Source organism: Bacillus sp. FSL R5-0603, from assembly GCF_038050295.1.
Lineage (GTDB): Bacteria > Bacillota > Bacilli > Bacillales > Bacillaceae > Bacillus > Bacillus subtilis.
Window position 1 is genome coordinate 1130174 of sequence record NZ_JBBOYP010000001.1, and the last position, 24387, is coordinate 1154560.

33 protein-coding genes and 1 riboswitch are annotated in these 24387 nt (G+C 44.6%); of the genes, 21 read left to right on the top strand and 12 right to left on the bottom strand.

All coding sequences use genetic code 11. From position 1 onward, the window contains the following. Positions 1 to 79 precede the first annotated feature (79 nt). Both NYE56_RS05755 and mecA read left to right on the top strand, forming a co-directional pair. On the top strand, positions 80 to 220 hold the full coding sequence (locus NYE56_RS05755) for a hypothetical protein (RefSeq protein WP_119122854.1): 141 nt from the start codon (positions 80 to 82) through the stop codon (positions 218 to 220). Beyond that, positions 187 to 843, top strand: coding sequence for an adaptor protein MecA (mecA, locus tag NYE56_RS05760; protein ID WP_015383354.1), 657 nt, complete (start codon positions 187 to 189; stop codon positions 841 to 843). The genes NYE56_RS05755 and mecA overlap by 34 nt, the downstream gene beginning before the upstream one ends. Here the strand turns inward: mecA and NYE56_RS05765 are convergent. Then, positions 838 to 960, bottom strand: a complete 123-nt coding sequence (locus NYE56_RS05765; protein ID WP_341283595.1) for a hypothetical protein — start codon at positions 958 to 960, stop codon at positions 838 to 840. The genes mecA and NYE56_RS05765 overlap by 6 nt on opposite strands. 73 nt (positions 961 to 1033) lie before the next feature. Between NYE56_RS05765 and coiA the strand changes: the two genes are divergently transcribed. Together coiA and pepF are read left to right on the top strand one after the other, a co-directional pair. After that, positions 1034 to 2155: a competence protein CoiA gene (gene coiA, locus NYE56_RS05770; protein WP_445684730.1), complete on the top strand. Its 1122-nt coding sequence runs from the start codon at positions 1034 to 1036 to the stop codon at positions 2153 to 2155. 229 nt (positions 2156 to 2384) lie between these two features. Beyond that, positions 2385 to 4214 (top strand): oligoendopeptidase F, encoded by a 1830-nt coding sequence (gene pepF, locus NYE56_RS05775; RefSeq protein ID WP_003245178.1) that lies wholly within the window; start codon positions 2385 to 2387, stop codon positions 4212 to 4214. Positions 4215 to 4251: 37 nt separating this feature from the next. Here pepF and NYE56_RS05780 read toward each other — a convergent pair whose 3' ends face one another. The 5 genes from NYE56_RS05780 to NYE56_RS05800 form a co-directional block, all read right to left on the bottom strand. Beyond that, positions 4252 to 4419, bottom strand: a complete 168-nt coding sequence (locus NYE56_RS05780) for a hypothetical protein (protein WP_003244944.1) — start codon at positions 4417 to 4419, stop codon at positions 4252 to 4254. 313 nt (positions 4420 to 4732) lie between these two features. Beyond that, entirely contained in the window at positions 4733 to 5632 is a 900-nt protein-coding gene (gene spxH / locus NYE56_RS05785; protein ID WP_003245184.1) for a protease adaptor protein SpxH, read from the bottom strand. Further along, positions 5629 to 6027 carry a globin domain-containing protein gene (locus NYE56_RS05790; RefSeq protein WP_003232928.1) on the bottom strand — a complete coding sequence of 133 codons (399 nt, stop codon included), beginning with the start codon at positions 6025 to 6027 and terminating at the stop codon, positions 5629 to 5631. Before NYE56_RS05790 ends, spxH begins: the two co-directional genes overlap by 4 nt. 254 nt (positions 6028 to 6281) lie before the next feature. Beyond that, positions 6282 to 7016 (bottom strand): bifunctional muramidase/murein lytic transglycosylase, encoded by a 735-nt coding sequence (gene cwlQ / locus NYE56_RS05795; RefSeq protein WP_341283597.1) that lies wholly within the window; start codon positions 7014 to 7016, stop codon positions 6282 to 6284. Positions 7017 to 7030: 14 nt separating this feature from the next. After that, positions 7031 to 7603 carry a CYTH domain-containing protein gene (locus NYE56_RS05800; RefSeq protein ID WP_187954355.1) on the bottom strand — a complete coding sequence of 191 codons (573 nt, stop codon included), beginning with the start codon at positions 7601 to 7603 and terminating at the stop codon, positions 7031 to 7033. A gap of 124 nt (positions 7604 to 7727) precedes the next feature. Here NYE56_RS05800 and NYE56_RS05805 point away from each other — a divergent pair, with 124 nt between their 5' ends. From NYE56_RS05805 to NYE56_RS05820, 4 genes are read left to right on the top strand one after another with little or no spacing between them, the layout of a single operon-like run. Next, the gene (locus NYE56_RS05805) at positions 7728 to 8096 is read left to right on the top strand and encodes a UPF0738 family protein (protein ID WP_268554819.1); all 369 of its coding nucleotides are present in this window, start codon (positions 7728 to 7730) and stop codon (positions 8094 to 8096) included. Between the two features lie 28 nt (positions 8097 to 8124). Further along, positions 8125 to 8760, top strand: a complete 636-nt coding sequence (gene yjbM, locus NYE56_RS05810; RefSeq protein ID WP_003245294.1) for a GTP diphosphokinase — start codon at positions 8125 to 8127, stop codon at positions 8758 to 8760. Positions 8761 to 8778: 18 nt separating this feature from the next. After that, entirely contained in the window at positions 8779 to 9579 is an 801-nt protein-coding gene (locus NYE56_RS05815) for an NAD kinase (protein WP_003232918.1), read from the top strand. 14 nt (positions 9580 to 9593) lie between these two features. Further along, a complete protein-coding gene (locus NYE56_RS05820; protein ID WP_268554818.1) occupies positions 9594 to 10493 on the top strand; it encodes an RluA family pseudouridine synthase in 900 nt (299 codons plus the stop codon). A gap of 12 nt (positions 10494 to 10505) precedes the next feature. Here the strand turns inward: NYE56_RS05820 and prpE are convergent, their stop codons facing one another. After that, complete coding sequence (gene prpE, locus NYE56_RS05825; protein WP_251186929.1) at positions 10506 to 11240, bottom strand: bis(5'-nucleosyl)-tetraphosphatase PrpE; 735 nt, start codon at positions 11238 to 11240, stop codon at positions 10506 to 10508. Positions 11241 to 11474: 234 nt separating this feature from the next. Between prpE and NYE56_RS05830 the strand changes: the two genes are divergently transcribed. The 10 genes from NYE56_RS05830 (at position 11475) to cotO (ending at position 20467) form a co-directional block, all read left to right on the top strand. Further along, positions 11475 to 13319 carry a monovalent cation:proton antiporter family protein gene (locus NYE56_RS05830; RefSeq protein WP_015715673.1) on the top strand — a complete coding sequence of 615 codons (1845 nt, stop codon included), beginning with the start codon at positions 11475 to 11477 and terminating at the stop codon, positions 13317 to 13319. Between the two features lie 61 nt (positions 13320 to 13380). Then, a riboswitch (TPP riboswitch) is annotated at positions 13381 to 13489 on the top strand. A 78-nt stretch (positions 13490 to 13567) separates the two neighbouring features. Continuing rightward, positions 13568 to 14278: a thiaminase II gene (tenA, locus tag NYE56_RS05835; protein WP_003232909.1), complete on the top strand. Its 711-nt coding sequence runs from the start codon at positions 13568 to 13570 to the stop codon at positions 14276 to 14278. Continuing rightward, positions 14253 to 14870, top strand: coding sequence for a thiazole tautomerase TenI (tenI, locus tag NYE56_RS05840; protein ID WP_015715674.1), 618 nt, complete (start codon positions 14253 to 14255; stop codon positions 14868 to 14870). The genes tenA and tenI overlap by 26 nt, the downstream gene beginning before the upstream one ends. Next, the gene (thiO, locus tag NYE56_RS05845; RefSeq protein WP_268554815.1) at positions 14854 to 15963 is read left to right on the top strand and encodes a glycine oxidase ThiO; all 1110 of its coding nucleotides are present in this window, start codon (positions 14854 to 14856) and stop codon (positions 15961 to 15963) included. Before tenI ends, thiO begins: the two co-directional genes overlap by 17 nt. After that, the gene (gene thiS, locus NYE56_RS05850; protein WP_072173897.1) at positions 15963 to 16163 is read left to right on the top strand and encodes a sulfur carrier protein ThiS; all 201 of its coding nucleotides are present in this window, start codon (positions 15963 to 15965) and stop codon (positions 16161 to 16163) included. Before thiO ends, thiS begins: the two co-directional genes overlap by 1 nt. Beyond that, positions 16160 to 16930, top strand: a complete 771-nt coding sequence (thiG, locus tag NYE56_RS05855; RefSeq protein ID WP_010886483.1) for a thiazole synthase — start codon at positions 16160 to 16162, stop codon at positions 16928 to 16930. Before thiS ends, thiG begins: the two co-directional genes overlap by 4 nt. Continuing rightward, positions 16927 to 17937: a thiazole biosynthesis adenylyltransferase ThiF gene (gene thiF / locus NYE56_RS05860; protein ID WP_033883575.1), complete on the top strand. Its 1011-nt coding sequence runs from the start codon at positions 16927 to 16929 to the stop codon at positions 17935 to 17937. The genes thiG and thiF overlap by 4 nt, the downstream gene beginning before the upstream one ends. A gap of 18 nt (positions 17938 to 17955) precedes the next feature. Next, positions 17956 to 18771 (top strand): bifunctional hydroxymethylpyrimidine kinase/phosphomethylpyrimidine kinase, encoded by an 816-nt coding sequence (gene thiD / locus NYE56_RS05865; RefSeq protein ID WP_268554814.1) that lies wholly within the window; start codon positions 17956 to 17958, stop codon positions 18769 to 18771. Positions 18772 to 18906: 135 nt separating this feature from the next. Further along, positions 18907 to 19683, top strand: coding sequence for an enoyl-ACP reductase FabI (gene fabI, locus NYE56_RS05870; protein ID WP_003232896.1), 777 nt, complete (start codon positions 18907 to 18909; stop codon positions 19681 to 19683). Positions 19684 to 19783: 100 nt separating this feature from the next. Then, on the top strand, positions 19784 to 20467 hold the full coding sequence (gene cotO / locus NYE56_RS05875) for a spore coat protein CotO (RefSeq protein ID WP_341283598.1): 684 nt from the start codon (positions 19784 to 19786) through the stop codon (positions 20465 to 20467). Positions 20468 to 20559: 92 nt separating this feature from the next. Here the strand turns inward: cotO and cotZ are convergent, their stop codons facing one another. From cotZ to cotV, 5 genes are all read right to left on the bottom strand, one after another. After that, on the bottom strand, positions 20560 to 21009 hold the full coding sequence (gene cotZ, locus NYE56_RS05880; RefSeq protein ID WP_003239244.1) for a spore coat protein CotZ: 450 nt from the start codon (positions 21007 to 21009) through the stop codon (positions 20560 to 20562). Between the two features lie 127 nt (positions 21010 to 21136). Then, positions 21137 to 21625: a spore coat protein CotY gene (gene cotY, locus NYE56_RS05885; RefSeq protein WP_003239243.1), complete on the bottom strand. Its 489-nt coding sequence runs from the start codon at positions 21623 to 21625 to the stop codon at positions 21137 to 21139. A 151-nt stretch (positions 21626 to 21776) separates the two neighbouring features. After that, positions 21777 to 22295, bottom strand: a complete 519-nt coding sequence (gene cotX, locus NYE56_RS05890) for a spore coat protein CotX (RefSeq protein WP_003244668.1) — start codon at positions 22293 to 22295, stop codon at positions 21777 to 21779. 99 nt (positions 22296 to 22394) lie between these two features. Next, the gene (cotW, locus tag NYE56_RS05895; protein ID WP_341283599.1) at positions 22395 to 22712 is read right to left on the bottom strand and encodes a spore coat protein CotW; all 318 of its coding nucleotides are present in this window, start codon (positions 22710 to 22712) and stop codon (positions 22395 to 22397) included. Positions 22713 to 22753: 41 nt separating this feature from the next. Continuing rightward, complete coding sequence (gene cotV / locus NYE56_RS05900) at positions 22754 to 23140, bottom strand: spore coat protein CotV (protein ID WP_003244871.1); 387 nt, start codon at positions 23138 to 23140, stop codon at positions 22754 to 22756. A 159-nt stretch (positions 23141 to 23299) separates the two neighbouring features. On the opposite strand from cotV, the gene yjcA reads away from it, so the two are divergent. The 3 genes from yjcA (at position 23300) to yjcZ (ending at position 24372) form a co-directional block, all read left to right on the top strand. Then, positions 23300 to 23656, top strand: a complete 357-nt coding sequence (gene yjcA, locus NYE56_RS05905) for a sporulation protein YjcA (RefSeq protein WP_014476457.1) — start codon at positions 23300 to 23302, stop codon at positions 23654 to 23656. A gap of 281 nt (positions 23657 to 23937) precedes the next feature. Further along, entirely contained in the window at positions 23938 to 24144 is a 207-nt protein-coding gene (locus NYE56_RS05910) for a hypothetical protein (protein ID WP_335449152.1), read from the top strand. 81 nt (positions 24145 to 24225) lie between these two features. Beyond that, positions 24226 to 24372: a sporulation protein YjcZ gene (gene yjcZ / locus NYE56_RS05915; RefSeq protein WP_015252337.1), complete on the top strand. Its 147-nt coding sequence runs from the start codon at positions 24226 to 24228 to the stop codon at positions 24370 to 24372. Positions 24373 to 24387: the final 15 nt, after the last annotated feature.

Genomic DNA, 24387 nt, shown 5'->3' on the forward strand with positions numbered 1-24387 from the left:
TTTTAGGCAAAGGTGCATTTTTATTTCTTTTGTGACTGTTTTATCATAAAATAGAAATACAAAGGAATTCACACTGGCCTTGGTTAAGGTTAAGATGTGGACGGAATGGGTAAAGTGTAGTAAAGTACAATTAATCGGGAGCTTAGATGTCCCTTCAACATCTTATATAGAAGGGAAGGTTGGCAAATGGAAATTGAAAGAATTAACGAGCATACAGTAAAATTTTATATGTCTTACGGAGATATTGAAGATCGCGGTTTTGACAGAGAAGAAATTTGGTATAACCGTGAGCGCAGTGAAGAACTTTTCTGGGAAGTCATGGATGAAGTTCATGAAGAAGAGGAATTCGCTGTGGAAGGCCCACTTTGGATTCAAGTTCAGGCACTGGACAAAGGATTAGAAATCATCGTCACAAAAGCCCAGCTTTCCAAAGACGGACAAAAGCTCGAACTGCCGATTCCTGAGGATAAAAAGCAAGAACCAGCATCTGAGGATCTTGACGCCTTGCTGGATGATTTCCAGAAAGAAGAGCAAGCCGTCAATCAGGAAGAGAAGGAGCAAAAGCTTCAATTTGTCTTGCGATTTGGCGATTTTGAGGATGTTATTTCTCTATCTAATTTGAACGTTAACGGAAGCAAAACGACTTTATATTCGTTTGAGAACCGATATTATTTATATGTAGATTTTTGCAATATGACTGATGAAGAGGTTGAAAATCAGCTAAGCATCCTGCTGGAGTACGCAACTGAATCCTCAATCAGCATACACCGTCTTGAAGAGTACGGCAAGCTGATTATTTCAGAGCATGCTCTAGAAACGATAAAAAAACACTTTGCATCATAGCAAACCGATTTCCTTCCGGAAATCGGTTTTTTTTATGCACGAAAATGCCATTTTAGAGATGTGAAAAATCAAAAACATATAGACAAGCAGAAAAAACAGCGAACAGGAGTTGATCATCTTTTCCAGAAAGTATACTTCATCTGGAAAGGAGAGATGACAATTGTTTAGTGCTGTGACTGAAGACGGCCAAATGTTTCACCTTCTAGGCGCTCAGCAAAACCAGAAATTAAAGCGGAGACGGTTCTTCTGTCCGGTATGCGGAGGAGAGCTAGCTGTGAAGCTCGGACTTCAAAAAGCGCCGCATTTTGCCCATAAACAGAACAAGTCCTGCTCCATAGCCATCGAACCGGAAAGCGCCTACCACTTAGAAGGAAAAAGACAGCTGTATGTATGGCTGAAAACACAACGGGCTTCACCAATATTGGAGCCGTATATAAGGACAATCAACCAAAGACCGGACGTCATGGCAAGAATCAAGGAGCATATGCTTGCTGTTGAATATCAATGCGCCACTATCGCTCCAGATGTCTTTCAAAAGCGGACAGAGGGCTTCAAACAAGAAGGAATCATCCCGCAGTGGATTATGGGTTACAGCCGCTTAAAACGGACTGCTTCGTCCTTTTATCAGCTTTCAGCTTTTCATTGGCAGTTTATCAATGCAAGTCCATACAGAGAACTGATATGTTATTGTCCTGAAAGGCGCTCTTTTCTCCGGCTCAGCCACATCATTCCATTCTACACAAACCATTCTTATTCCTCAGTCCAAACGATCCCTATCCATCGGGCAGGTGTAGGCGATCTTTTTTTCACTGAACCGAAACCCTCAATTCAATATTCAGGCTGGACGAAAGCGATTCACCGTTTTCGCCATAAACCCCATCGGTTTAACTCAAAGGAAACAAATCGCCTTAGGCTGCTGTTTTATGAGAAGCGGCAGACGCCTTTTTCTTTTCTGCCGACTGAAGTGTTTGTTCCTGTTAGAAAAGGGGCAGTTTTTAAGAGTCCGGTTTTTGTGTGGCAGGGGTTTCTTTATTTGTTTATGACGGATCTTGGAGATAAACGTGCGCCAATTCATTTTTCAGCCGTTTTGCAGCAGTGCAAACTGCACATTCATAATAAGAACATTGCACTCAGGTTTGAATGCAGCGAAGAGTGTCTTTCAGAAGCGGTTAAACAGTATATTGATTTTTTGTGCAAGAAGGGATTTTTAAGGGAGACTCAGAAAGAAGTATATGTGCTGAATCAGCCTGCAGGCGGCATACACACAATGCAGGATCTCATAGAAAGAGACCGCAGCTGGTTTATAGAATGAGTTTGTCTTATTTGGCTCACCCTAAGACAAAGGTGGTGGGCAGGCTGTGAAAGGCACAAAAGGAAAGGTTTTTCGTGTTTTTACTGCTTTTTTGGCATTCGTTCTCTTCATTACTGCATATGATTTGACAAAAGGCAGTGAAAAACCGGAAGATATTCACAACACAAGTTTATTGAGAAACAGCTGTTTTTTCAATTGGCTTGAATCAAAGAAGACGAGGGGGATCACCATGGCTGAGGAAAAAAAAGCAAACCAACTGCCTGACAGAAGTGAGGTAAAGGCAGAAGACACATGGAGACTTGAGGATATTTTTCCTAGTGATGAGGCCTGGAATAAAGAATTTCAAGCTGTAAAAGAATTAATTCCGAATTTATCTAAGTATAAAGGAAAGCTGGCAGATTCAGCTGATCATTTATACGAGGCTCTTACGTATCAAGATAAAGTGATGGAGCGGCTGGGTAGGCTGTACACATATGCGCATATGCGCTCTGACCAGGATACTGGGAACTCCTTTTACCAGGGGCTGAATGACAAGGCGGGAAACCTGTATACACAGGCCGCAAGCGCGACAGCTTATTTGGTTCCGGAGATTTTATCCATAGAAGAAGACAAACTTCAGCAGTTCATTCTTGAAAAAGAAGAATTAAAGCTGTATTCTCATGCGATTGAGGAGATTACAAAGGAACGTCCGCATGTGCTGAGCGAGAAGGAAGAGGCACTGCTTGCTGAAGCCTCCGAGGTACTGGGGTCATCTTCAAATACATTCAGCGTGTTAAATAACGCAGATATAACGTTTCCGTCCATTAAAGACGAAGATGGGAATGAAAAACAGATCACTCACGGCAACTTTATTAATTTCTTGGAAAGTGAAAACCGTGAAGTCCGCAAAAATGCGTTTGACGCAGTGTATAAAACGTACGGACAATATAAAAACACAATGGCCACGACGCTTAGCGGCACTGTGAAAAAGGACAACTTCTACGCGAGAGTGAAAAAGTACAAGTCCGCGCGTGAGGCTGCGCTTTCTAACAACAGTATTCCTGAGGAAGTATACGATAACCTTGTTAAGACGATTAATAAGCATTTGCCGCTCCTGCACCGCTATATTGCGCTAAGAAAGAAAGTGCTTGAGCTTGATGAAGTGCATATCTATGACCTGTATACACCGCTTGTGAAAGATGCTGGGATGAAGGTGACATACGAGGAAGCCAAAGATTACATGCTGAAAGGCCTCGCACCTTTAGGGGAAGAATATGCCTCTATCCTAAAAGAAGGACTGGAAAACCGCTGGGTGGACGTTTACGAAAATAAAGGCAAACGCAATGGGGCTTATTCATCAGGAGCTTACGGCACGAATCCGTATATTTTGATGAACTGGCATAATAACGTCAATAATCTCTTTACGCTCGTGCACGAGTTTGGACATTCCGTACACAGCTACTATACGAGAAAGCACCAGCCTTATCCATACGGCAATTACAGTATCTTTGTCGCGGAAGTTGCCTCTACGACAAATGAAGCGCTCCTTGGCGAATATTTGCTGAACAATTTAGAGGATGAAAAACAGCGCTTATATATTCTCAACCATATGCTTGAAGGCTTCAGGGGAACGGTTTTCAGACAAACGATGTTCGCTGAATTTGAACATCTGATCCATACAAAGGCGCAAGAAGGCGAGCCGCTTACACCTGAGCTTCTGACAAATGTCTATTACGACCTGAATAAAAAGTATTTTGGAGACGGCATGGTGATTGATAAGGAAATCGGCCTTGAATGGTCGCGTATTCCGCACTTCTATTACAATTACTATGTGTATCAGTATGCGACAGGGTACAGTGCTGCCCAAGCATTAAGCAGCCAGATTTTGAAGGAAGGAAAGCCGGCGGTTGACCGTTATATTGACTTCCTGAAAGCGGGAAGCTCACAATACCCGATTGATGTCCTGAAAAAAGCGGGTGTTGATATGACGTCTCCAGAGCCAATCGAAGCCGCGTGCAAAATGTTTGAAGAAAAACTTGATGAAATGGAAGAGCTGCTGATGAAAGTCAAGCAGTCTTAAAAAAGTAAGCCTGTGCGGAAATGACGCACAGGCTTTTTTAAAACCCTTTAAAGGTTTTCCGGTGATTCAAGCGGTAGAGGGTAAACAAAATAGACAGAAACAGCAGAGGAGAGGTAATATAAAGCGGCAGCATATGCATCATGCCTAAGATATTCAAGCAGAAAAAAACAGCAATGCACACAATTGAGATCAAAGTAGACATCATGGCGGTCCTCCTCGTCCTTTTTCCATATAAGGATATGAGTGAATGCACTTCGTTATGTTTTGTGACAAAAATATGAACATTAAGCATAGAGGTTGTCAAAAGTCGACATCTTTTGTTATCATAAGGATGTGAAATTGATCACAAACAAACATTACCCCTTTGTTTGACCGTGAAAAATTTCTCCCATCCCCTTTGTTGTCGTTAAGACATATGAAACCGCGCTTATCCCGGCGCGGTTTCTTTAGTGCTAAAAACGGAACGTACGTTTGGTTATGGCGTAAAAAAACAGCCTCAAGCATATGCACGCCTGCGGCTATTTTTCACATGATTGATATTCATCAGAATAAGTGCTGAGAGACTTCCAAAACATTCCGTGTTTGGCTTCCACTTTGGCAACCTTTTTAGCAAATGCCAGTTTTTTCATTTCTTTTTCTACCTCTTCAAGGCTCAGGTCATATACAAGAGCAATTTCCTTCGAGGCAACGAAGCGGAAATATTCAATAAAACATTCTAAAGGCGGTGTTTCCGACGGCTTCGGCTCGTCGCCAAGCATCTCAAATAAAATTTCTTCATATACATCATATGAGTAGCTGCCAGGAACTTTAAGCCCTTCATCCTCATGCTGCGTATTAAAAAACGTCAGTGTCGGATTAACAGAAACATCCATCTCAGCAGCAATTTTCATGTCACATTGAAGCGCCTTGACCGCGCTTTGAGAATGCAGATCTTTTTTGAATTCTTCAAGATCGAGACTTGTATTTTCAGCAATCTCCAAAAGCACGTTTTCATCCGTAATATTTTTCTTTGAAACAAATAGGCTCTCCTGCATATTTCTGAGAAATTGCATGCCGGCTTTCCGTCCTTGCAATTCGGCTGCTTTAAAAGCGAGAGCAGCCATATAAGGCGATGAAAGCGGCTGATCCTGTTCGAACCAGACATTGCCGTCACATGACATGCCAGAGCGGCTCGCGATCTTTTCCCATGCTTCTGCGAGAAGATGCTTTTTTCGCTTTTTATTTAAAGCGGTAAGGCTTGCGGAAGCGATAATGCGTAAGGTGAAAAAACGTCCGTATCTGATTTTTAGCTTTTTGATGACGGGCTCTAAGGACCAGCATTCAGGACATAAAGGGTCTACAAACATATAAATTTCAAGCGGTTTTTTTGGATGACCGTGGCAATGGGCGAAGTATAGCTCATGCTGATAGTTTGTCAAGATGATCGATCCTCCGCTTCCGTTTGATTCACCATATGCCTTGCTGTCAACTCCAGCCGGCCAAACAAAAACTCACGAATTTCGCCCTCCAGCCCTACATGGTCCATTGCGTCCTTCATACAGCTGAGCCACGCATCAGCTCTCTCGTTTGTAATTGGAAAGGGAAGATGCCTTGCTCTGAGCATAGGATGGCCGTGCTCCTCAGTATAAAGAGGAGGCCCGCCTAAATACTGAGTTAAGAATTGCTTCTGTTTCCTGGCGGTTTCTGTCAAATCGCTTGGAAAAATCGGCTTCAGCAAAGGATGAGACGCGACACGCTCATAAAAAGTATCAACAAGTTGCGATAGAAGTTCCTCTCCAATCGCTTCATAAGGTGCGTTAAACGATTGTCCCATGTTGACTACTCCTTTAAATATGGCTAATAGGAATCATAAATCCTATTGCAAAAAGTAATTTTCTGTATTTCATTGTTTCATCTAGATTTATTTTAGCAACAAGGCATCATTTCTACAAACAAACTGCCTTTTATGCGTTTGATGACTCATTTCGGCTGACAGCCGGGGTTTGTATTTCATATCATATCACATAAAAATCAGGAATGCGTAAGATTTCACTTCGCAAAAAAACCAGAGGGAAAGAGCACCTCTGGTTACGCGTAATAAGCTGAAGTTATTTTTTTTACATAGTTTTGCGTTTCTCGGAAAGGAGGAATGCCTCCGTATCGGTCAACATTCCCCGGTCCGGCGTTGTAAGCCGCTAATGCCATAGACACATTGCCGTCGTATTTATCCAGCATTTGTTTTAAATATTTCGTTCCGCCCTCCACATTTTGCTGTGGATCAAGCGGATTGGAAACGCCAAGTGAGCTTGCTGTTGACGGCATCAGCTGCATGAGGCCCATCGCACCTGCTCCGCTGACCGCTTTTGCATTAAAGCCTGATTCCTGTTTGATGACGGCACGGATCAGTTTTTCATCAACGCCATATTTATCAGCGGCTTTTTTAATCGCACTGTCAATAGAGAAGTCTCCCGAACTGATCTGATTTGCTTCATGTTTGTTTGAAGCTGAATCTGCAGCAGCTGTTTCAGTGCTTTCTGCCGCTTTTGTGATTGAGCCTGAATTGCTGCTCGTATATGAGTTAAGCCCATACGCTGAAAGCAGTGACGGCGCTGTTGTATTCGCGCTGTTCAGCATGCTGAGCGGGCTTGGCGATGAAGAAGGTGCTGATTGTTGAGATGTCAGACCGTTTGTATATTGGCTGAGCAAAGAACTGAAACTTGAAAGCGGGCTTTCCGTATTCTGAGTGTCCGTGCTGCTGCGTGCATTAGATATGGACTGTAATGCCTGAAGCTGAAGTAATGCTGCCCAATTCGTTACATTCACGATGTCATTCCACCTTATATAGACTTTCGTTTTTCTTCATAAAAACGCAGAATTTTATTTTTGGTTTCGCGCTGAGGAATGCTGAATTGCTGAAGCAGCTTTTCGAAGGCTTGTCTGCCCTCATGCCAATCCGCAGCCTCAAATTCAATTTCATAGTCCTCTTTATTTAAATATCGGCTGTGGTCTAAAACTATTAAGCCTTTTTCTGTTTCTTTTTCCGCACGGTTTGTTGCTAAAGATCCAAAGTATTGAATGGCATCCGTATCGATCTGAAGCTTGTGCAGCTGGTCCTTCACAGGGCCCTCGGGAACTGAAAATCCAGCGAGATCTGATACCTCTGAAAGCTGCTGGTGCGTTTCCAGAAGTCCCACATCAGCCGGCTCCTTTAATGTAAGGACATACTTTCCGTTTTTTCTGCGGATACGAAGCGCAGCTTGTTTTTGTTTCAGCGCGAAGCTGTCTGTATCAAAATAATGATTCTTTTGATCTGTAAAATCTTTTTCTGTCAGCTGGAGTGCCGCTGCTATGTTTTTGAATTCTTGTTTGGTCAGCATGTTTTTAAATTCGATTTCAATTTCTTGGCTCATGATGCTCTTCCTTTCCGCCCTGTAAATCTTATTTTTACTATTATCTCTTTAGATGTTAGGTTTATCAATATCGAGCTCGATATGATAAAATGAATCTGTACTTTGTTTAAAAAAGGAGAGCATTATGCAAAACAGAATCGAAATTTTGAATGTAACATTATCGGATGATCAGCTTCGCCTTGCCTGTCAGACAGGAGGAAACGAAGCGGAACGCAAGCCGTCAGGTCAAATGCTTGTTGATTCTGACCACTTTGCTTTTGTATACATACTTGAATTAGCTGATTCTTTTGAATATGTCATTATAAAGGAACATGTATGGCCGGAACTGAAGCAGGCCCATGCACACAAAACACCGGTTGTTTTAGAGGCAGGAGACCAAACAATTGAACTGGCAGGCCTGCATGAGGAGCTGGAATATCTTTTAGAAAATATAAAAGATAATGCAAACTATGGAGAAGAAATGGAAGAAAAAGTGAAACGCGTGTTTTTATAGAAACTGGTTCGGAATTGGGGGATGTATGATGGATGACAAACAATGGGAGCGTTTTTTAGTGCCGTACCGCCAGGCTGTCGAAGAGTTGAAAGTGAAGCTCAAGGGGATCCGCACACTATATGAATACGAGGACGACCATTCACCGATCGAATTTGTGACCGGACGCGTCAAGCCTGTGGCGAGCATACTTGAAAAAGCGAGACGGAAAAGCATACCGCTGCATGAAATTGAAACCATGCAGGACATTGCTGGCCTTAGAATCATGTGCCAATTTGTCGATGACATCCAAATCGTAAAAGAGATGCTTTTTGCCAGAAAAGATTTCACCGTTGTGGATCAGAGGGATTATATTGCGGAACATAAAGAGAGCGGATACCGGTCATACCATCTTGTTGTGCTGTACCCTTTGCAGACGGTATCCGGAGAAAAGCATGTTCTCGTGGAAATCCAGATCCGTACACTGGCGATGAATTTTTGGGCGACCATTGAGCATTCATTGAATTATAAATACAGCGGAAACATTCCTGAAAAAGTAAAACTAAGGCTTCAGCGCGCTTCTGAAGCGGCTTCCCGGCTTGATGAAGAGATGTCGGAGATCAGGGGTGAAGTACAGGAAGCTCAAGCTGCCTTTTCAAGAAAGAAAAAAGGAAGCGAGCAACAATAGGTAAAGGGGAAGAAGAGCATGAAATTTGCCGTATCATCAAAAGGAGATCAAGTTTCTGATACGCTGAAAAGCAAAATACAGGCGTATTTATTGGATTTTGATATGGAACTGGATGAAAATGAACCGGAAATCGTTATTTCAGTCGGAGGCGACGGAACGCTTTTGTATGCTTTTCACAGATACAGCGACCGCTTGGACAAAACAGCATTTGTCGGCGTTCACACAGGTCATCTGGGTTTTTATGCCGACTGGGTTCCTCATGAAATTGAAAAACTTGTTCTTGCCATCGCGAAAACGCCGTATCATACAGTCGAATATCCGCTTCTCGAAGTCATTGTGACCTATCACGAAAACGAGCGGGAAGAAAGATACTTAGCTTTGAATGAATGTACGATTAAAAGCATCGAAGGAAGCCTTGTTGCTGATGTGGAAATCAAAGGGCAGCTCTTTGAAACCTTCCGGGGCGACGGCCTCTGCCTGTCAACTCCGTCAGGCAGCACAGCCTACAATAAGGCGCTGGGCGGAGCGATTATCCATCCGTCTATCAGGGCGATCCAGCTTGCGGAAATGGCTTCAATTAATAACCGCGTGTTCCGTACGGTCGGGTCACCTCTGCTTCTCCCATCCCATCATGATTGCATGATTAAGCCGAGAAACGAAGTTGACTTTCAAGTGACGATTGACCACTTAACCCTTCTCCATAAGGATGTAAAGTCGATCCGCTGCCAAGTTGCATCCGAAAAAGTGCGGTTTGCGAGATTCCGTCCGTTTCCATTTTGGAAAAGAGTCCAGGATTCGTTTATTGGAAAAGGTGAATAGAAAGAGGACATATCGTGGAGCATTTTTTTATCAGAAAGAACATTACTTCCGCTGAGGACGGGATGACTGTAAAGGAATATGCCAGTGAACTGGGAATTTCAAAACGTCTGCTGACCGATATTAAGTTTGGCGGGGGCGACCTGCAGATTAACGGTGAGCATGTGACGGTCAAATACGTTTTGAAAGAGGGAGATCTTCTTATCGTGAAGTTTCCTGAGGAGCAGGTGAGCGAGACGCTGTTGGCAGAGCCTGTTCCGCTCGATATCCTTTATGAGGATGAACATGTGCTTGTGATAAACAAGCAGCCGTATGTGTCATCAATCCCTTCGAGAGAGCACCCCTCCGGCAGCATTGCCAATGGAATTATTGATCATTATCAAACAACCGGAGTGAGGGCGACAGTTCATCTTGTCACCCGGTTAGACCGGGATACATCAGGTGTCATGCTTGTTGCCAAGCATCGATTTGCCCACTCCATTTTATCGTCTGCGCAAAAAAACGGCCTTGTGAAACGCCGGTATGCGGCAGTGGTTCACGGGCGGATGGCACAGATGGAGGGAACAGTCGATGCTCCGATTGGCAGACATCCTGACAGTATAATTGAACGGACGGTAACGCCAGACGGCCAGAAGGCTGTTACGCATTTTTACGTCACATGTGCAAATGACGATATGACCTCGGTGACGTTGCAGCTTGAGACTGGACGAACCCATCAAATTCGTGTTCATATGAGTTATCTCGGGCACCCGTTGTGCGGCGATACACTGTACGGCGGAACGAGACAGGAAATTGGCCGGCAGGCTCTGCACAGCGAGCGTCTTTCGTTTATCCATCCGCTGACACAGAAGAACATGACGTTTCATGCTCCACTGCCTCAGGACATGAGAAAACTGATAAAAGGAGAGAATCATTGATTCTCTCCTTTTTTATATGGGGCGAAATCTTGATTCGTCGTAAGGCAGGGAGCTTGGAACAGAGACGGTTTCTATTTCTGGAAAGCGAAAGCCTGTCAGTTGATTTCCGAACACGCAGCCTGTATCAATGTTGATGGTGCGATTGACCTTCCGAGGCTCTTTCACAGGTGTATGACCGTATACCACCCAAGCCTTTCCGTTATAGGCTGCCGCCCAATCACGTCTGATGGGTCTGCCGTCCGGATATGTTTCACCCGTCACGTCACCGTAAAGCACAAAGTCCTTCACTCTGCGGGTATATTTGCCGATATCGTCAGCTCTTATGCCAGCATGGGCGACAACTAATTCTCCATTATGTAAGATGTCGTAAAGCGGCGCTGTTTCGTACAGCTTCATAAACTGTTCGCTGACTGATTTTCTCTCATCTTTGGAAAGTTCCTCAAGCTCTGCCGCTGTTGTTTCGAGACCATGCATCACTTTTACCGGATTTCCTTTTAAGTAACGATATAATTTATTGCAATGGTTTCCCGGGACATAACGCACAGCGCCTTTTTCGTAAGCGCCGGCTACAAATCGGATGACCTCTATCGATTTGGGCCCTCTGTCAGTTAAATCTCCGGCAAAAACAAGCACTCTGCCTTCTTCATGGACAGGTACTCCATTTTTGATTGTATAGCCAAGCTTTTGGATTAATGCAGTCATTTCGTCATAGCAGCCATGAATATCGCTGATGATATCGTAAGCCATGCGGTATCCTCCTTACCGATTGTTTTATTTATTATGAAGCAAAGTGTTGTGAGTCATCACAAGCTTTTATGTGCAAATTATAGAAGAAGAATCATTTTCTAAACAGGATTAAGACCTTATCACTTTATTTTTCATCATCACCCTTGTTAAAATCGCGTTATGTTTTTTAAAAATGAGGTTTTGTTCTCTGAGTGAGAACTAGCATAACCCTGACTTAAAAAGGAGGTTCTGATTATGGCGCATACATCTGTCGCATCTTTAGTTGTTGTACTTATCGTTGCATTTTTGACACCCATCCTTTTGCATCGGTTTAAACTCAGCATCCCGGTTGTTGTTGCTGAAATCATTATGGGGCTGATTATTGGGAAAAGCGGCCTTAATTTAGTTGTGGAGGGTGACACCTGGCTCCAGACACTCTCTATGCTCGGATTTATCTTTTTAATGTTTTTAAGCGGGCTTGAAATTGATTTTTCGTCGTTTGAGAAAGGAAAGAAAAAGCAGTTCCTGCCGAATGGCAAGGAAGCGCCGAATACGTTTGCTGCGGCATCTGTTATTTTTGTCGGTATTTTTATTTTATCATTGCTCTTGTCCTATGGGTTCGTCTTGGCCGGATTTATCCAAAATGCTTTTTTGATGACCCTTATTATTTCAACGATTTCATTAGGCGTTGTCGTTCCAACATTAAAAGAAGAACGGATCATGAATTCGAATATCGGGCAGATTATTTTGCTTGTTGCTGTTATTGCTGATTTGGCCACGATGATTCTTCTTGCTGTTTTTTCTTCTTTATACGGAGAGGACAGCGGAAACATGTGGCTCCTGATGATTCTGTTTGCGGCTGGAGTGGTGCTTTACTTTTTCGGCCGGGTCTTCAAACATCGCTCTTTTGTTCAATCCATGTCAAAAGGGACGATCCAGATCGGGACGCGTGCCATTTTTACGTTAATCATTGTACTCGTTGCCCTGTCTGAATCACTTGGGGCGGAAAATATTCTCGGCGCTTTCTTAGCGGGGGTTCTCGTTTCCCTGCTTTCGCCAAACAAAGAACTTGTTCAGCAGCTGGACTCATTCGGTTATGGGTTCTTAATACCGATTTTCTTTGTGATGGTCGGTGTGAAGCTGGATATTTGGACTCTTTTTCAGGATAAAACAATTTTAATCATGATTCCGCTCCTGCTGCTGGCGCTGTTAGTCAGCAAAATCATTCCTGTCATGTACTTAAAGAAGTGGTATGATAACCGAACCATTTTCGCGTCTGGTTTCCTGCTGACATCAACGCTTTCGCTCGTGATTGCCGCTGCAACAATCGGCCAGCAGCTTCACGTGATCAGCGCAAATATGTCAGGAGCGCTAATTTTAGTAGCCGTCATTGCAAGTATTTTTACGCCGATCTGTTTTAAAAAGTTATACAAACGGGAAGAGCAGCCGGAGGAGAAAAAGACGATTACGTTCATTGGCGCCAATCAAATGACTTTGCCTGTTACACTTGAATTGCCAGAGGAAGAGTATGACGTGCGTGTTGTACACGTCTACCAAGAGAATGCGGAGGAAAAGCTGTCAGAATCAGTGTTTGCTGTTGAAACAATTTCTGACTATGAACACGAGACGCTTGAATCACTCGGCATTTTTGAAACGGATATCCTCGTTGTGGCGACAGGAAATGAAGATATGAATGCAGACATTGCATTACTTGCAAAAGAAAAAGGCACAGAAAGAGTCATTGCAAGCGTAGGATCACCGGAGCATGAAGCAGCCCTGAAGGAGCAGGGAATCAGCATCTTTTCTATTCTGCTGTCGACAAAAACGCTGCTTCGCGCACTGATTGAAGCGCCTGGCGTCATGAAGCTGCTCACGAACCAAGAGTCTTCGCTGTATCAAATTAATATGGAGAACAGTAAATATGATGGTGTCATTTTACGGGAATTCCCTTTAACAGGTGACGTCATCTTTGTCAGGATCTTCAGAGGTGTGGACAGCATCGTTCCTCATGGGGATACAAGGCTGAAACTTGGAGACCGTTTAATTGTCACCGGATCTCGGGGGTACGTAACGGATCTTAAGAAAACATTGGAAGGATAAATCTTGACCAAATAAGGATTCGTGTTAATATAGAGGTGCAGAACAATTCAATATGTATTCGTTTAACCACTAGGGGTGTCCTTCATAAGGGCTGAGATAAAAGTGTGACTTTTAGACCCTCATAACTTGAACAGGTTCAGACCTGCGTAGGGAAGTGGAGCGGTATTTGTGTTATTTTACTATGCCAATTCCAAACCACTTTTCCTTGCGGGAAAGTGGTTTTTTTATTTTCAGAGGGGGAATGATTTGTGAAGTTTTCAGAAGAATGCCGCAGTGCAGCCGCAGAATGGTGGGAGGGGAGCTTTGTCCATCCGTTCGTTCAAGGAATCGGTGACGGAACGCTTCCGATTGACCGTTTTAAATACTACGTACTTCAGGATTCCTATTATTTAACGCATTTTGCAAAGGTGCAGTCATTTGGCGCCGCTTATGCGAAGGATCTTTATACAACGGGGCGGATGGCAAGCCATGCCCAAGGTACATATGAGGCGGAAATGGCGCTTCATCGGGAGTTTGCCGAGCTGTTGGAAATCAGCGAGGAAGAGCGTAAGGCGTTTAAGCCGTCTCCTACTGCGTACTCTTATACATCCCATATGTACCGTTCGGTTTTGAGTGGGAATTTCGCAGAAATCTTAGCGGCCTTGCTGCCATGCTATTGGCTCTATTATGAGGTTGGTGAGAAATTGCTGCATTGTGATCCGGGGCATCCAATTTATCAGAAGTGGATTGGCACATATGGCGGTGATTGGTTTAGACAACAGGTCGAGGAGCAAATCAACCGCTTTGATGAGCTGGCGGAAAACAGCACGGAGGAAGTGCGTGCCAAGATGAAAGAGAATTTTGTCATCTCCAGCTACTATGAATATCAATTTTGGGGAATGGCCTATCGAAAAGAAGGCTGGTCTGACAGCGCCATAAAAGAGGTGGAGGAATGTGGAGCTTCACGCCATAACGGATGACAGCAAGCCGGTAGAAGAGCTAGCGAGAATCATCATTACGATTCAGAATGAAGTTGATTTTATTCATATTCGGGAACGCTCAAAATCGGCGGCGGATATTTTGAAACTGCTCGAGCTTATTTTTGAAGGCGGTATAGATAAACGAAAACTGGTGATGAACGGGCGCGTGGATATTGCACTTTTCTCTACTATTCACCGCGTGCAGCTGCCAAGCGGCAGCTTTTCACCGAAGCAGGTCAGAGCCAGATTTCCACACCTTCATATCGGGAGGTCGGTGCATTCACTGGAGGAAGCGGTTCAAGCAGAAAAGGAAGACGCGGACTACGTGCTGTTCGGCCATGTGTTTGAAACGGATTGCAAAAAGGGTCTTGAAGGCAGAGGAGTATCTTTGCTGTCAGATATCAAACAGCGGATTTCCATCCCGGTTATAGCCATCGGGGGGATGACGCCGGACAGGTTAAGAGACGTAAAACAAGCAGGAGCAGACGGCATTGCTGTTATGTCAGGAATTTTCTCTTCCGCTGAGCCCTTGGAAGCAGCCAGACGATATTCCCGCAAGCTAAAGGAGATGCGCTATGAAAAGGCATTATGAAGCAGTGGTGATTGGAGGCGGAATTATCGGTTCCGCGATTGCTTATCATTTGGCAAAGGAAAACAAAAGCACCGCATTGTTTGAAAGCGGAACAATGGGCGGCAGAACGACAAGTGCCGCTGCCGGAATGCTGGGCGCCCATGCCGAATGCGAGGAACGTGACGCGTTTTTTGATTTCGCCATGCACAGTCAGCGTCTGTACAAAGGTCTTGGAGAAGAGCTTTATGCATTATCCGGTGTGGATATCAGGCAGCATAACGGCGGTATGTTTAAGCTTGCATTTTCTGAAGAAGATGTGCTGCAGCTGAGACAGATGGACGATTTGGACTCTGTCAGCTGGTATTCAAAAGAAGAGGTGTTAGAAAAAGAGCCGTATGCGTCAGGTGACATCTTTGGTGCATCTTTTATTCAGGATGATGTGCATGTGGAGCCTTATTTTGTTTGCAAGGCATATGTGAAAGCAGCAAAAATGCTTGGAGCGGAGATTTTTGAGCATACGCCCGTCCTGCATGTCGAACGTGACGGTGAAGCCCTGTCCATCAAGACCCTTAGCGGAGACGTATGGGCTAATCATGTTGTCGTTGCCAGCGGGGTGTGGAGCGGAATGTTTTTTAAACAGCTTGGACTGAACAATGCTTTTCTCCCTGTAAAAGGGGAGTGCCTGTCCGTTTGGAATGATGATATCCCGCTGACAAAAACGCTTTATCATGACCATTGCTATATCGTACCGAGAAAAAGCGGCAGACTGGTTGTCGGCGCTACAATGAAGCCGGGGGACTGGAGTGAAACACCAGATCTTGGCGGATTGGAATCGGTTATGAAAAAAGCAAAAACGATGCTGCCGGCTATACAGAATATGAAGGTGGATCGTTTTTGGGCGGGACTCCGTCCGGGAACAAAGGATGGAAAACCGTACATCGGCAGACATCCTGAGGACAGCCGTATTTTATTTGCGGCTGGCCATTTCAGAAATGGGATCCTGCTTGCTCCCGCAACGGGCGCTTTGATCAGTGATCTCATCATGAATAAAGAGGTCAACCAAGACTGGCTGCACGCATTCCGAATTGATCGCAAGGAGGCGATTCAGATATGATCCTACAGCTGAACGGTAAAGACGTGAAGTGGGAAAAAGACACAGGTACAATTCAAGACCTGCTGGCGTCGTATCAGCTTGAAAATAAAATCGTTATCGTGGAAAGAAATAAAGAAATAATCGGGAAAGAACGCTATCACGAGGTTGAGCTTTGTGATCGTGATGTCATTGAAATTGTCCATTTTGTAGGAGGCGGATGAGCATGTTAACAATTGGCGGAAAATCATTTCAATCAAGATTGCTGCTGGGCACGGGGAAATACCCATCGTTTGACATTCAAAAGGAAGCAGTAGCTGTTTCTGAGTCTGATATTTTAACATTTGCTGTAAGGAGAATGAACATCTTTGAAGCATCTCAGCCGAATTTTCTGGAACAGCTTGATTTATCCAAATATACGCTTTTGCCGAATACAGCGGGCGCCAGCACTGCTGAAGAAGCGGTTAGGATTGCAAGGCTGGCAAAAGCGTCAGGCCTTTGTGACATGATTAAAGTTGAAGTCATCGGATGCAGCCGTTCCTTGCTGCCTGACCCTGTTGAGACATTAAAAGCGTCTGAACAGCTTCTTGAAGAAGGCTTTATTGTGCTCCCGTACACGTCGGATGACGTTGTGCTGGCGAGAAAGCTGGAAGAGCTCGGCGTTCATGCCATCATGCCGGGTGCATCTCCGATTGGATCGGGACAAGGAATCTTAAATCCTTTGAATCTGTCATTTATTATTGAACAGGCGAAAGTGCCGGTCATCGTGGATGCGGGAATCGGCTCGCCTAAAGATGCGGCATACGCAATGGAGCTTGGAGCGGATGGCGTACTGCTCAATACGGCTGTATCGGGCGCTGACGATCCTGTGAAAATGGCTCGTGCCATGAAGCTCGCGGTGGAAGCAGGACGCCTTTCTTATGAGGCGGGCCGAATCCCGCTTAAGCAATACGGAACGGCAAGCAGTCCGGGAGAAGGTCTTCCTGTATGACAGGCAGGTATTCAAGGCAGGAGCTGTTTGCTCCGATCGGACCATCCGGCCAGAAAAAATTGAAAGAAGCGCGCGCCGTGATTATCGGCGCCGGCGCGCTCGGAACAGCCAGTGCAGAAATGCTGGTGAGAGCGGGAGTCGGCTCTGTGAAAATTGCCGACAGAGATTATGTTGAATGGAGCAACCTCCAGCGCCAACAGCTTTATACAGAAGATGATGTCAAAAAAGAAATGCCGAAAGCAGCCGCTGCGGAGCGCCGTCTCCGTTCGATTAACAGCGATGTTGATGTGACCGGACTTGTCATGGATGTGACAGCAGAAAATATCTTCGAGCTGATTAGGGATGCATCGATTATTGTGGATGCGGCTGATAATTTTGAAACCCGCCTGATTGTAAATGATGCTGCGGTAAAGGAAGGGATTCCTTTTCTTTACGGTGCCTGTGTAGGGAGCTACGGCCTCACCTTTACCGTGGTGCCGGGTTCTACTCCTTGCCTGCATTGCTTGCTCGATACACTTCCGATTGGCGGAGCAACATGTGACACAGCCGGCATCATCAGTCCGGCTGTTTTGCAGGTAGCAGTCTTTCAGGTAACAGATGCACTGAAGCTGCTGACGGGAGAGGAGTGCGAGCCGGTGCTGCGCTCCTTTGATTTGTGGAAAAACGAGCGGTCAGAAGTGAGAGCGGCCAGTCTCAAACATGACGCATGCCCAAGCTGCGGCACAAAGGATTTTCCGTTTTTGTCATATGAAAATCAAACAAAAGCGGCTGTATTGTGCGGCAGGAACACGGTGCAGATCAGATCATCCATTACGAAAGAAGCGGATCTTGAAGCGCTTGCCGGTCAGCTGAGGCAGGCCGGGCTTGAAGTAGCTGCGAACCCGTATTTAATTTCCTGCCGCTCGGATGATATGAAAATGGTGCTGTTCCGGGACGGCAGAGCTTTGATCCATGGAACAAATGATATTGCCCGGGCAAAATCTATTTATCATAAATGGATCGGGTAATAAAAGGAGTGTAGTGTAATGAGTATATATAAAGCATTGACAATCGCCGGATCAGATTCAGGCGGCGGCGCAGGGATACAGGCTGATATTAAAACCTTTCAAGAGCTTGATGTATTCGGAATGTCTGCGATTACAGCGGTAACCGCTCAAAATACGCTTGGCGTTCATGGGGTGCATCCGCTGACTGTAGAGGCGTTGAGACAGCAAATTGACGCTGTTGCTGAGGATTTGAGACCGGATGCAGTTAAAACGGGAATGCTCTGGAATGCCGACATGATTAAAGAAGTGGCAAGAAAAATTGACGAGTACGGATTCAATCGTGTAATTGTTGATCCGGTTATGATCGCAAAGGGCGGGGCATCCTTGCTGCGTGATGAGTCAGTTGCCACCTTAAAGGAGTTGCTCATTCCAAGAAGCTACGCGATTACGCCGAATGTCCCGGAAGCAGAAACGCTGACAGGAATGACAATCAGCTCGCTGGATGACCGAAAAAAAGCAGCGGAGCAGCTCGTCAAGATGGGTGCGCGGCATGTCATTATCAAAGGCGGGCACCAGCCTGAGGACAATCACATTACTGACCTTCTTTTTGATGGAAGCATGTTTATGCAAATCACCCATCCTTATATCGATACTAAGCATACGCATGGCACAGGCTGCACCTTTGCTGCGGCTTTAACAGCCCAAACGGCTAAAGGAGACAGCATCCATCAGGCATTTGAGGTTGCGGCCAACTTTGTCCGCGAAGCGGTGGAAAATACGCTTGGCATCGGGTCGGGACACGGGCCGACAAACCATTTCGCTTTTAAACGAAACAGCTTAAATACAAGCCGATGAGATCACCAGCTGATGGTGATCTCTTTTGCGTTTGCTACGGTATGCGCTTTTCATCTGGACAAGGTTATGATATGATAGGAATTAAGATCAGGTACTAATACTATGTCTTTATTAAATATAGGAGGCTTTATACATATGAATTTTTCACTTGAAGGCCGTAACATTGTTGTGATGGGGGTAGCCAACAAACGCAGCATCGCCTGGGGCATTGCGCGTTCTTTACATGAAGCGGGTGCACGTTTGATTTTCACATACGCTGGTGAACGCCTGGAGAAATCCGTTCACGAGCTTGCTGGAACATTAGACCGCAACGATTCCATCATCCTCCCTTGCGATGTTACAAACGACGCAGAAATCGAAACTTGCTTTGCAAGCATTAAGGAGCAGGTCGGTGTAATCCACGGTATCGCGCATTGTATCGCGTTTGCCAACAAAGAAGAGCTTGTGGGCGAATACTTAAACACAAATCGTGACGGCTTCCTTTTGGCTCATAACATCAGCTCATATTCTCTGACTGCTGTTGTCAAAGCGGCACGTCCGATGATGACTGAAGGCGGAAGCATTGTCACTTTGACGTACCTTGGCGGAGAGCTTGTGATGCCAAACTACAACGTCATGGGTGTAGCAAAAGCTTCTCTTGATGCAAGTGTGAAATATTTAGCTGCTGACTTAGGAAAAGAAAATATCCGCGTTAACAGCATTTCTGCCGGCCCGATCAGAACATTATCTGCTAAAGGCATCAGCGATTTCAACTCTATCTTAAAAGACATCGAAGAGCGTGCACCGCTTCGCCGCACGACAACACCTGAAGAAGTGGGCGATACAGCTGCGTTCTTGTTCAGCGATATGTCCCGCGGGATTACAGGTGAAAATCTTCACGTTGATTCAGGTTTCCATATCACTGCCCGCTAAGCAGGATCTATATCAAGCAATCCCGAATAGGGATTGCTTTTTTATTTCTTCTGATTTTCAGCTTTCTGTCATATAGATAGAATATGACACAATCGGAGGGATGAAGATGTCTAATAAGAAAAGAAACGCGGATAAAAAACCGCTCATGTATATTGTTCAGCCGGATTATGCAGAAACTACAAGATCATCCATGCAGGAGATTGTCATCAAAAGAAAGGCCGACAAACCCGCTCCGCCAAAAGCTGAGGAAAAGCCGGCTTACCATGAGAATCAGCAGGAGGAAGCCGTGGCACAGGATGTCCTGCAAGAAGACCAAAAGCCTGCAGCCGAACCAGTGAGTCAGCAAACACAAGAGGCGAGAGAGCCAGAGAACATAAAAAGCCAAGAGGAACAGAAAGCAGAGCCGCAGGCCGTAGAAGAAACCGTTGAACACGAGCCCCCGAAAGCAGAAAAAAAGGAAGAGCCTGCACTTGAGACCCGGAAGCCTGAGAAAGAACCGGAAGCTGTCCATAGTGCTGATAAAGCGGAGGAAAAAGCACCGCCGGCACGAAAGGTGAAAAAACCGATGAGCAAGATGACGATCCACGAAAAAATTGATTTTTTAACAAAGCTGCCTCATAACATGCCGAGAGCGCTTTGTTTGATTGAAGCCAATGGAAGAACGTACAGGGGCGTGATTGTCGGAAGAAGAAATGATTCCGTCCTGCTTCGAACAACCGGAAACGGAGCCCCAACCGAACTGGCAATCGATGATATTACCTCTTTGCACCCGCTCGGTTTTTAACGAAAAAGAAAAAAGCTGCCCGGCTGATGTTGCCGGACAGCTTTTTTACATAGAGAAAAGCCTGCAGGCCTGCAAGCTTTTCCAGCTTATGATTAATGATGATGATGTGTACGATTGATTAATCGAGGATTTAAGCAGTTGATTGCGCAGAAGCAGTCTAAGTCCACTTCAATACAGTAGTTCGTTTTTTCAAGTCGGAAGACTTCACACACCGTATCTTTATCGGTGAAGTCCAAAATGTGTTTGTGTTCGTCAAATGCGATTAATAATGACAGTGTTGCGCAGCTTCCATGCACTCTTTCGACCCTGAAAAATACTGTATTAAAGCAAGGGCCGTTATCGAGTTCGCCGACATTTCCGAAGGCGACTAATGGCGTTGATTTTGATGTAAATATTGCAAAAGGCACTGTGTCGCCTAACGAATGGCTTACAGATAAAAGCTTAGAGTGGCAGCCGGTTGGGCAGTCCTCTTCAACAGCGTTTTGCAGTTCTTCAATATTTTCTACAGCTTCACGCACGCAGCTTGATGTTTTCTGGCTCATATTATCCCTCCTGCCTTATAAATTTGAGACTGGCGAAATGATGGAGAGTCAGCTGCCTCACGCTGGAAGCAGCTGAATGATTTGCACCTGTAATAGAGTTTGGAAGGGGATTCCTCTTTACAAGTGTTTATCCATTGTGATGATGCTTTTTATCTTTATGAGGCGATGTTCTGTCAACTAACTCTGGTGATAGGCATTGAATCGCGCAGAAGCATCCGAGATCCACTTCAATGCAGAAATCTGTTTTTTCTAGCCCGAAGAAATCCGGGTCGCAAGGGTGGCAAACACTTAAGGTATCGCCTTTGACATCGACCGGGCGTAAAATAGAAAGTGTTGCACAGCAATCGCATAATTTTTCGACGCGGAAGAAAATGGATTCAAAGCATTGCATATCATCCACAAATCCCCCCACGTTTCCGAATGTGGAGAACAATCCGCCTTTTTTATCAAAAACGAGAAACGGAATTGTGTCTTTTCCAGCAATCGTAGGGTTTAAAAGGTTGGTATAGCAGCCAGTCGGACACTGTTCTTCAACTGCCTCCTGCTCTGCTAAAATCTTTTCCACTGCATCGCATACACAGTTCTCATGCCGGCCATGGGTTTTTCCGCAGCTCATTGATTTCAGCTCCTTCTTTATAGGGTATTTGACTTTAGTCCTTAACAACATATGTACCCGTGCCCCACTTGGTGTGGGTGAACGTCTATATATTCATCATATGCTTAGAAAATAAGAAAAAGCAGAGCGTTTTTAGCTCTGCTTTTAGGTTCTAAAGGACAAGAGTGATAACTAGGATGGCTACGAGTGTATTTGTTGCTGTAGAGATAAGGGTTGCGATATCGGCATCTACTGTTGTGACGTTTACGCCGCGGGAACATTCGATGAGAAGCTTTTGGCGATTTACTTGTTTGTTGGCTGTAAGCTGTAACAAATCTTGTGCGACTAATTCGGCAATTACGCCGTCTGCAATGGATGTCAGAGTTGCCGTTACGACAGCGGCATTAAGTGCTGTTACAACTGATGTTACGGCTTGAACGTCTGTAGATGTAACATTGATGTCACAAGAATCTCTAATAATAATCGTTTCATCTGAAACTTGTTTGTTGAGATTTGCTTGAGCTAGATCTTGGTCGATGAAGGCATTGTCGTTGCCAAAAAAACCATTGCCATTACAGCAAACGTCGCAATGACATTTTCTTTCGTGTTTTTCTTTATCTTTCTCTTTGTCATCTAACGGATGGTCACAGTCAGGATCAAGTGCAACCCAAGAATATGGTCTGCTTTCCATATCTATTCCTCCTTTTCTTTTACTGTTATTAAATGAGCGAGCCTCTTATTTTGACTGAGTCATATATCCTGATGAAGAACCCTATTTTTTTATGATTGGCTAATTGTTATCGTTTTTCCGTCTTTGTCTGATCTGTTCAATGAGCTGCTCTCTGCGGCTTAATGGTTTTGTGTTCTTTTGCTCTTGCACGGCTGCTTCTTCTTTTTTCTTCTTTTGGTTTTCTATTAGCGCTTGTGATTTAGCTTGTAAGTCTTTCACAAGATTTAGGAGCATTTCTTTTTCTTCGTCTGATACTTTTTTCATTTTGTCTTTCGTGACACCATGTTTAGAAAATATATTTTGGACCAGCATTTTCGTCATTGGATCAACTTCTGGAAGCTTTGCAAGCTCTTCTTTGAATTTATCGTTATCTGACATTTGTTTTCACCTCGTCTTTTAAGTTTGTGAAAAAGAAAGGGTTAAAGGACGTCAAGTTCACTGAGAATGCTGTTTAACACCTGAAGCAAGATTTGTACAAAGGTTATTATCTCGTCGGCAGACAAAGTAATTTTGATGTTGCGGCTGTTGATAATTTTAATGATGGTTCTTTTTTTGATTTGGGAGCTATCGAGAATAAGAATTTCACTTGCCACTGCGTCAGCCAAATCCTCGTCGGCGATGACGAGCTGAGTCGCCACGATAATCATGGTTGTCACAAAGGCTTGTATAGAAAGGGCAGCTGTTATATGTGACGTGTCAATTGTGATATTTTCGCAATCAATCACTTCGATCTGCTGTTCGAATTCGCTTGATAATTGCTCAAATATTGCAGGGTGCAGGGATTCGACTTTTTCTTCAAATGACATAACCTTCACTCCTTTCTTATCCATACTCTATATAATGCAAATGGGGTGCCGAGCGGAATAATAAAAATAACCAATTTTCTGCCGGACAAGATACAATTCATGAAGAATAGGGTTTTCGCATATATGTGAAGGGATCAGGATTGGCAAAGGAGTGAACGAGTGGTTATAAATGGGCTGACAATTGTTCTTCTATCGCTTGCGGTCTTTCGGCTCGCCCGCCTGCTGGTGTTTGACACGATTATGGCGCCGCTTCGCAGTCTGTTTCATGAAGAGAAGGAAGAAAAGGATGCGGACGGGAACATTGAAACCTATATCGTGATTAAAGGAACCGGTGTCAGGGCGTTTATTGGTGAATTGCTGAGCTGCTATTGGTGCACAGGCGTGTGGTGTGCCGGCTTTTTGATATTATGCCAGGCGTTGATCCCGCAAGCGGCGCAGTGGCTGATTTTACTTTTGGCGATCGCCGGCCTTGCCGGCATCATAGAAACGCTCGTATCAAAATGGCTGCAAGAATAAGGCGTTACCACCAGCAACTTTCTGTCAGAATACGCATAAAGTAGCATATATGACATAAGGAAAGGAAGGGGACAAAAATGAATCAACATAATAAACCTTCCCAAAAATCTCCATATACAGATTCATCGTATCAATCAAAAAAGATAAAAAAGAAAGGCTGCGGGTGCGGAAATAAAAAGAAAAAGCCTCAATAGCCTGGCAAAGAAACCGGAGAACTCCGGTTTTTTGTTTTTTTAACGGGGCGGCCTCGCTCAGCATATATCATAAGCGGGGGGATAAAAGTGAATGAGTTTGAAAAATGGATAGAAGGAAGATATATACCACACGAACAAAAGCAAAAAGAGCATGAAAACACGATGGGCAGTATCAGAAAAGACTTGGATGCATTTGATAAAGCCGGTCTGGAATTTGAAGATGAGATTGAAGAGCTGGCTGAAAAAACGGAGGCCTTACTTAAAAAACATCAAGCTCAATATGATCAATCGTAAATCCGCAAACGCCCTATGCGAATATCCAAGCCGATCCAAGCAGCTCACATAGTGTATAGAGAGTAAAGGAGGTGCTTATCTATGGGCTTTGGATACGGATTCGGCGGCGGCTACGGCGGCTGTTATGGCGGTTATGCTGGCGGTTACGGCGGCGGCTATGGTTCAACATTTGTTTTGTTGGTCGTATTATTCATTCTCCTCATCATCGTAGGTGCATCTTTCTTTTAAGATGTATTGAGGAAG

Excerpts from the sequence above, each read along its gene's own strand:
- mecA (WP_015383354.1), top strand. The coding sequence starts at position 187 with ATGGAAATTGAAAGAATTAACGAGCATACAGTAAAATTTTATATGTCT.
- NYE56_RS05765 (WP_341283595.1), bottom strand. The coding sequence starts at position 960 with ATGATCAACTCCTGTTCGCTGTTTTTTCTGCTTGTCTATATGTTTTTG.
- coiA (WP_445684730.1), top strand. The coding sequence starts at position 1,034 with ATGTTTCACCTTCTAGGCGCTCAGCAAAACCAGAAATTAAAGCGGAGA.
- pepF (WP_003245178.1), top strand. The coding sequence starts at position 2,385 with ATGGCTGAGGAAAAAAAAGCAAACCAACTGCCTGACAGAAGTGAGGTA.
- NYE56_RS05780 (WP_003244944.1), bottom strand. The coding sequence starts at position 4,419 with ATGATGTCTACTTTGATCTCAATTGTGTGCATTGCTGTTTTTTTCTGC.
- NYE56_RS05790 (WP_003232928.1), bottom strand. The coding sequence starts at position 6,027 with ATGGGACAATCGTTTAACGCACCTTATGAAGCGATTGGAGAGGAACTT.
- NYE56_RS05800 (WP_187954355.1), bottom strand. The coding sequence starts at position 7,603 with ATGAGCCAAGAAATTGAAATCGAATTTAAAAACATGCTGACCAAACAA.
- NYE56_RS05805 (WP_268554819.1), top strand. The coding sequence starts at position 7,728 with ATGCAAAACAGAATCGAAATTTTGAATGTAACATTATCGGATGATCAG.
- yjbM (WP_003245294.1), top strand. The coding sequence starts at position 8,125 with ATGGATGACAAACAATGGGAGCGTTTTTTAGTGCCGTACCGCCAGGCT.
- NYE56_RS05815 (WP_003232918.1), top strand. The coding sequence starts at position 8,779 with ATGAAATTTGCCGTATCATCAAAAGGAGATCAAGTTTCTGATACGCTG.
- prpE (WP_251186929.1), bottom strand. The coding sequence starts at position 11,240 with ATGGCTTACGATATCATCAGCGATATTCATGGCTGCTATGACGAAATG.
- NYE56_RS05830 (WP_015715673.1), top strand. The coding sequence starts at position 11,475 with ATGGCGCATACATCTGTCGCATCTTTAGTTGTTGTACTTATCGTTGCA.
- thiO (WP_268554815.1), top strand. The coding sequence starts at position 14,854 with ATGAAAAGGCATTATGAAGCAGTGGTGATTGGAGGCGGAATTATCGGT.
- thiG (WP_010886483.1), top strand. The coding sequence starts at position 16,160 with ATGAGCATGTTAACAATTGGCGGAAAATCATTTCAATCAAGATTGCTG.
- thiF (WP_033883575.1), top strand. The coding sequence starts at position 16,927 with ATGACAGGCAGGTATTCAAGGCAGGAGCTGTTTGCTCCGATCGGACCA.
- thiD (WP_268554814.1), top strand. The coding sequence starts at position 17,956 with ATGAGTATATATAAAGCATTGACAATCGCCGGATCAGATTCAGGCGGC.
- fabI (WP_003232896.1), top strand. The coding sequence starts at position 18,907 with ATGAATTTTTCACTTGAAGGCCGTAACATTGTTGTGATGGGGGTAGCC.
- cotO (WP_341283598.1), top strand. The coding sequence starts at position 19,784 with ATGAAGATGTCTAATAAGAAAAGAAACGCGGATAAAAAACCGCTCATG.
- cotZ (WP_003239244.1), bottom strand. The coding sequence starts at position 21,009 with ATGAGCCAGAAAACATCAAGCTGCGTGCGTGAAGCTGTAGAAAATATT.
- cotY (WP_003239243.1), bottom strand. The coding sequence starts at position 21,625 with ATGAGCTGCGGAAAAACCCATGGCCGGCATGAGAACTGTGTATGCGAT.
- cotX (WP_003244668.1), bottom strand. The coding sequence starts at position 22,295 with ATGGAAAGCAGACCATATTCTTGGGTTGCACTTGATCCTGACTGTGAC.
- cotW (WP_341283599.1), bottom strand. The coding sequence starts at position 22,712 with ATGTCAGATAACGATAAATTCAAAGAAGAGCTTGCAAAGCTTCCAGAA.
- cotV (WP_003244871.1), bottom strand. The coding sequence starts at position 23,140 with ATGTCATTTGAAGAAAAAGTCGAATCCCTGCACCCTGCAATATTTGAG.
- yjcZ (WP_015252337.1), top strand. The coding sequence starts at position 24,226 with ATGGGCTTTGGATACGGATTCGGCGGCGGCTACGGCGGCTGTTATGGC.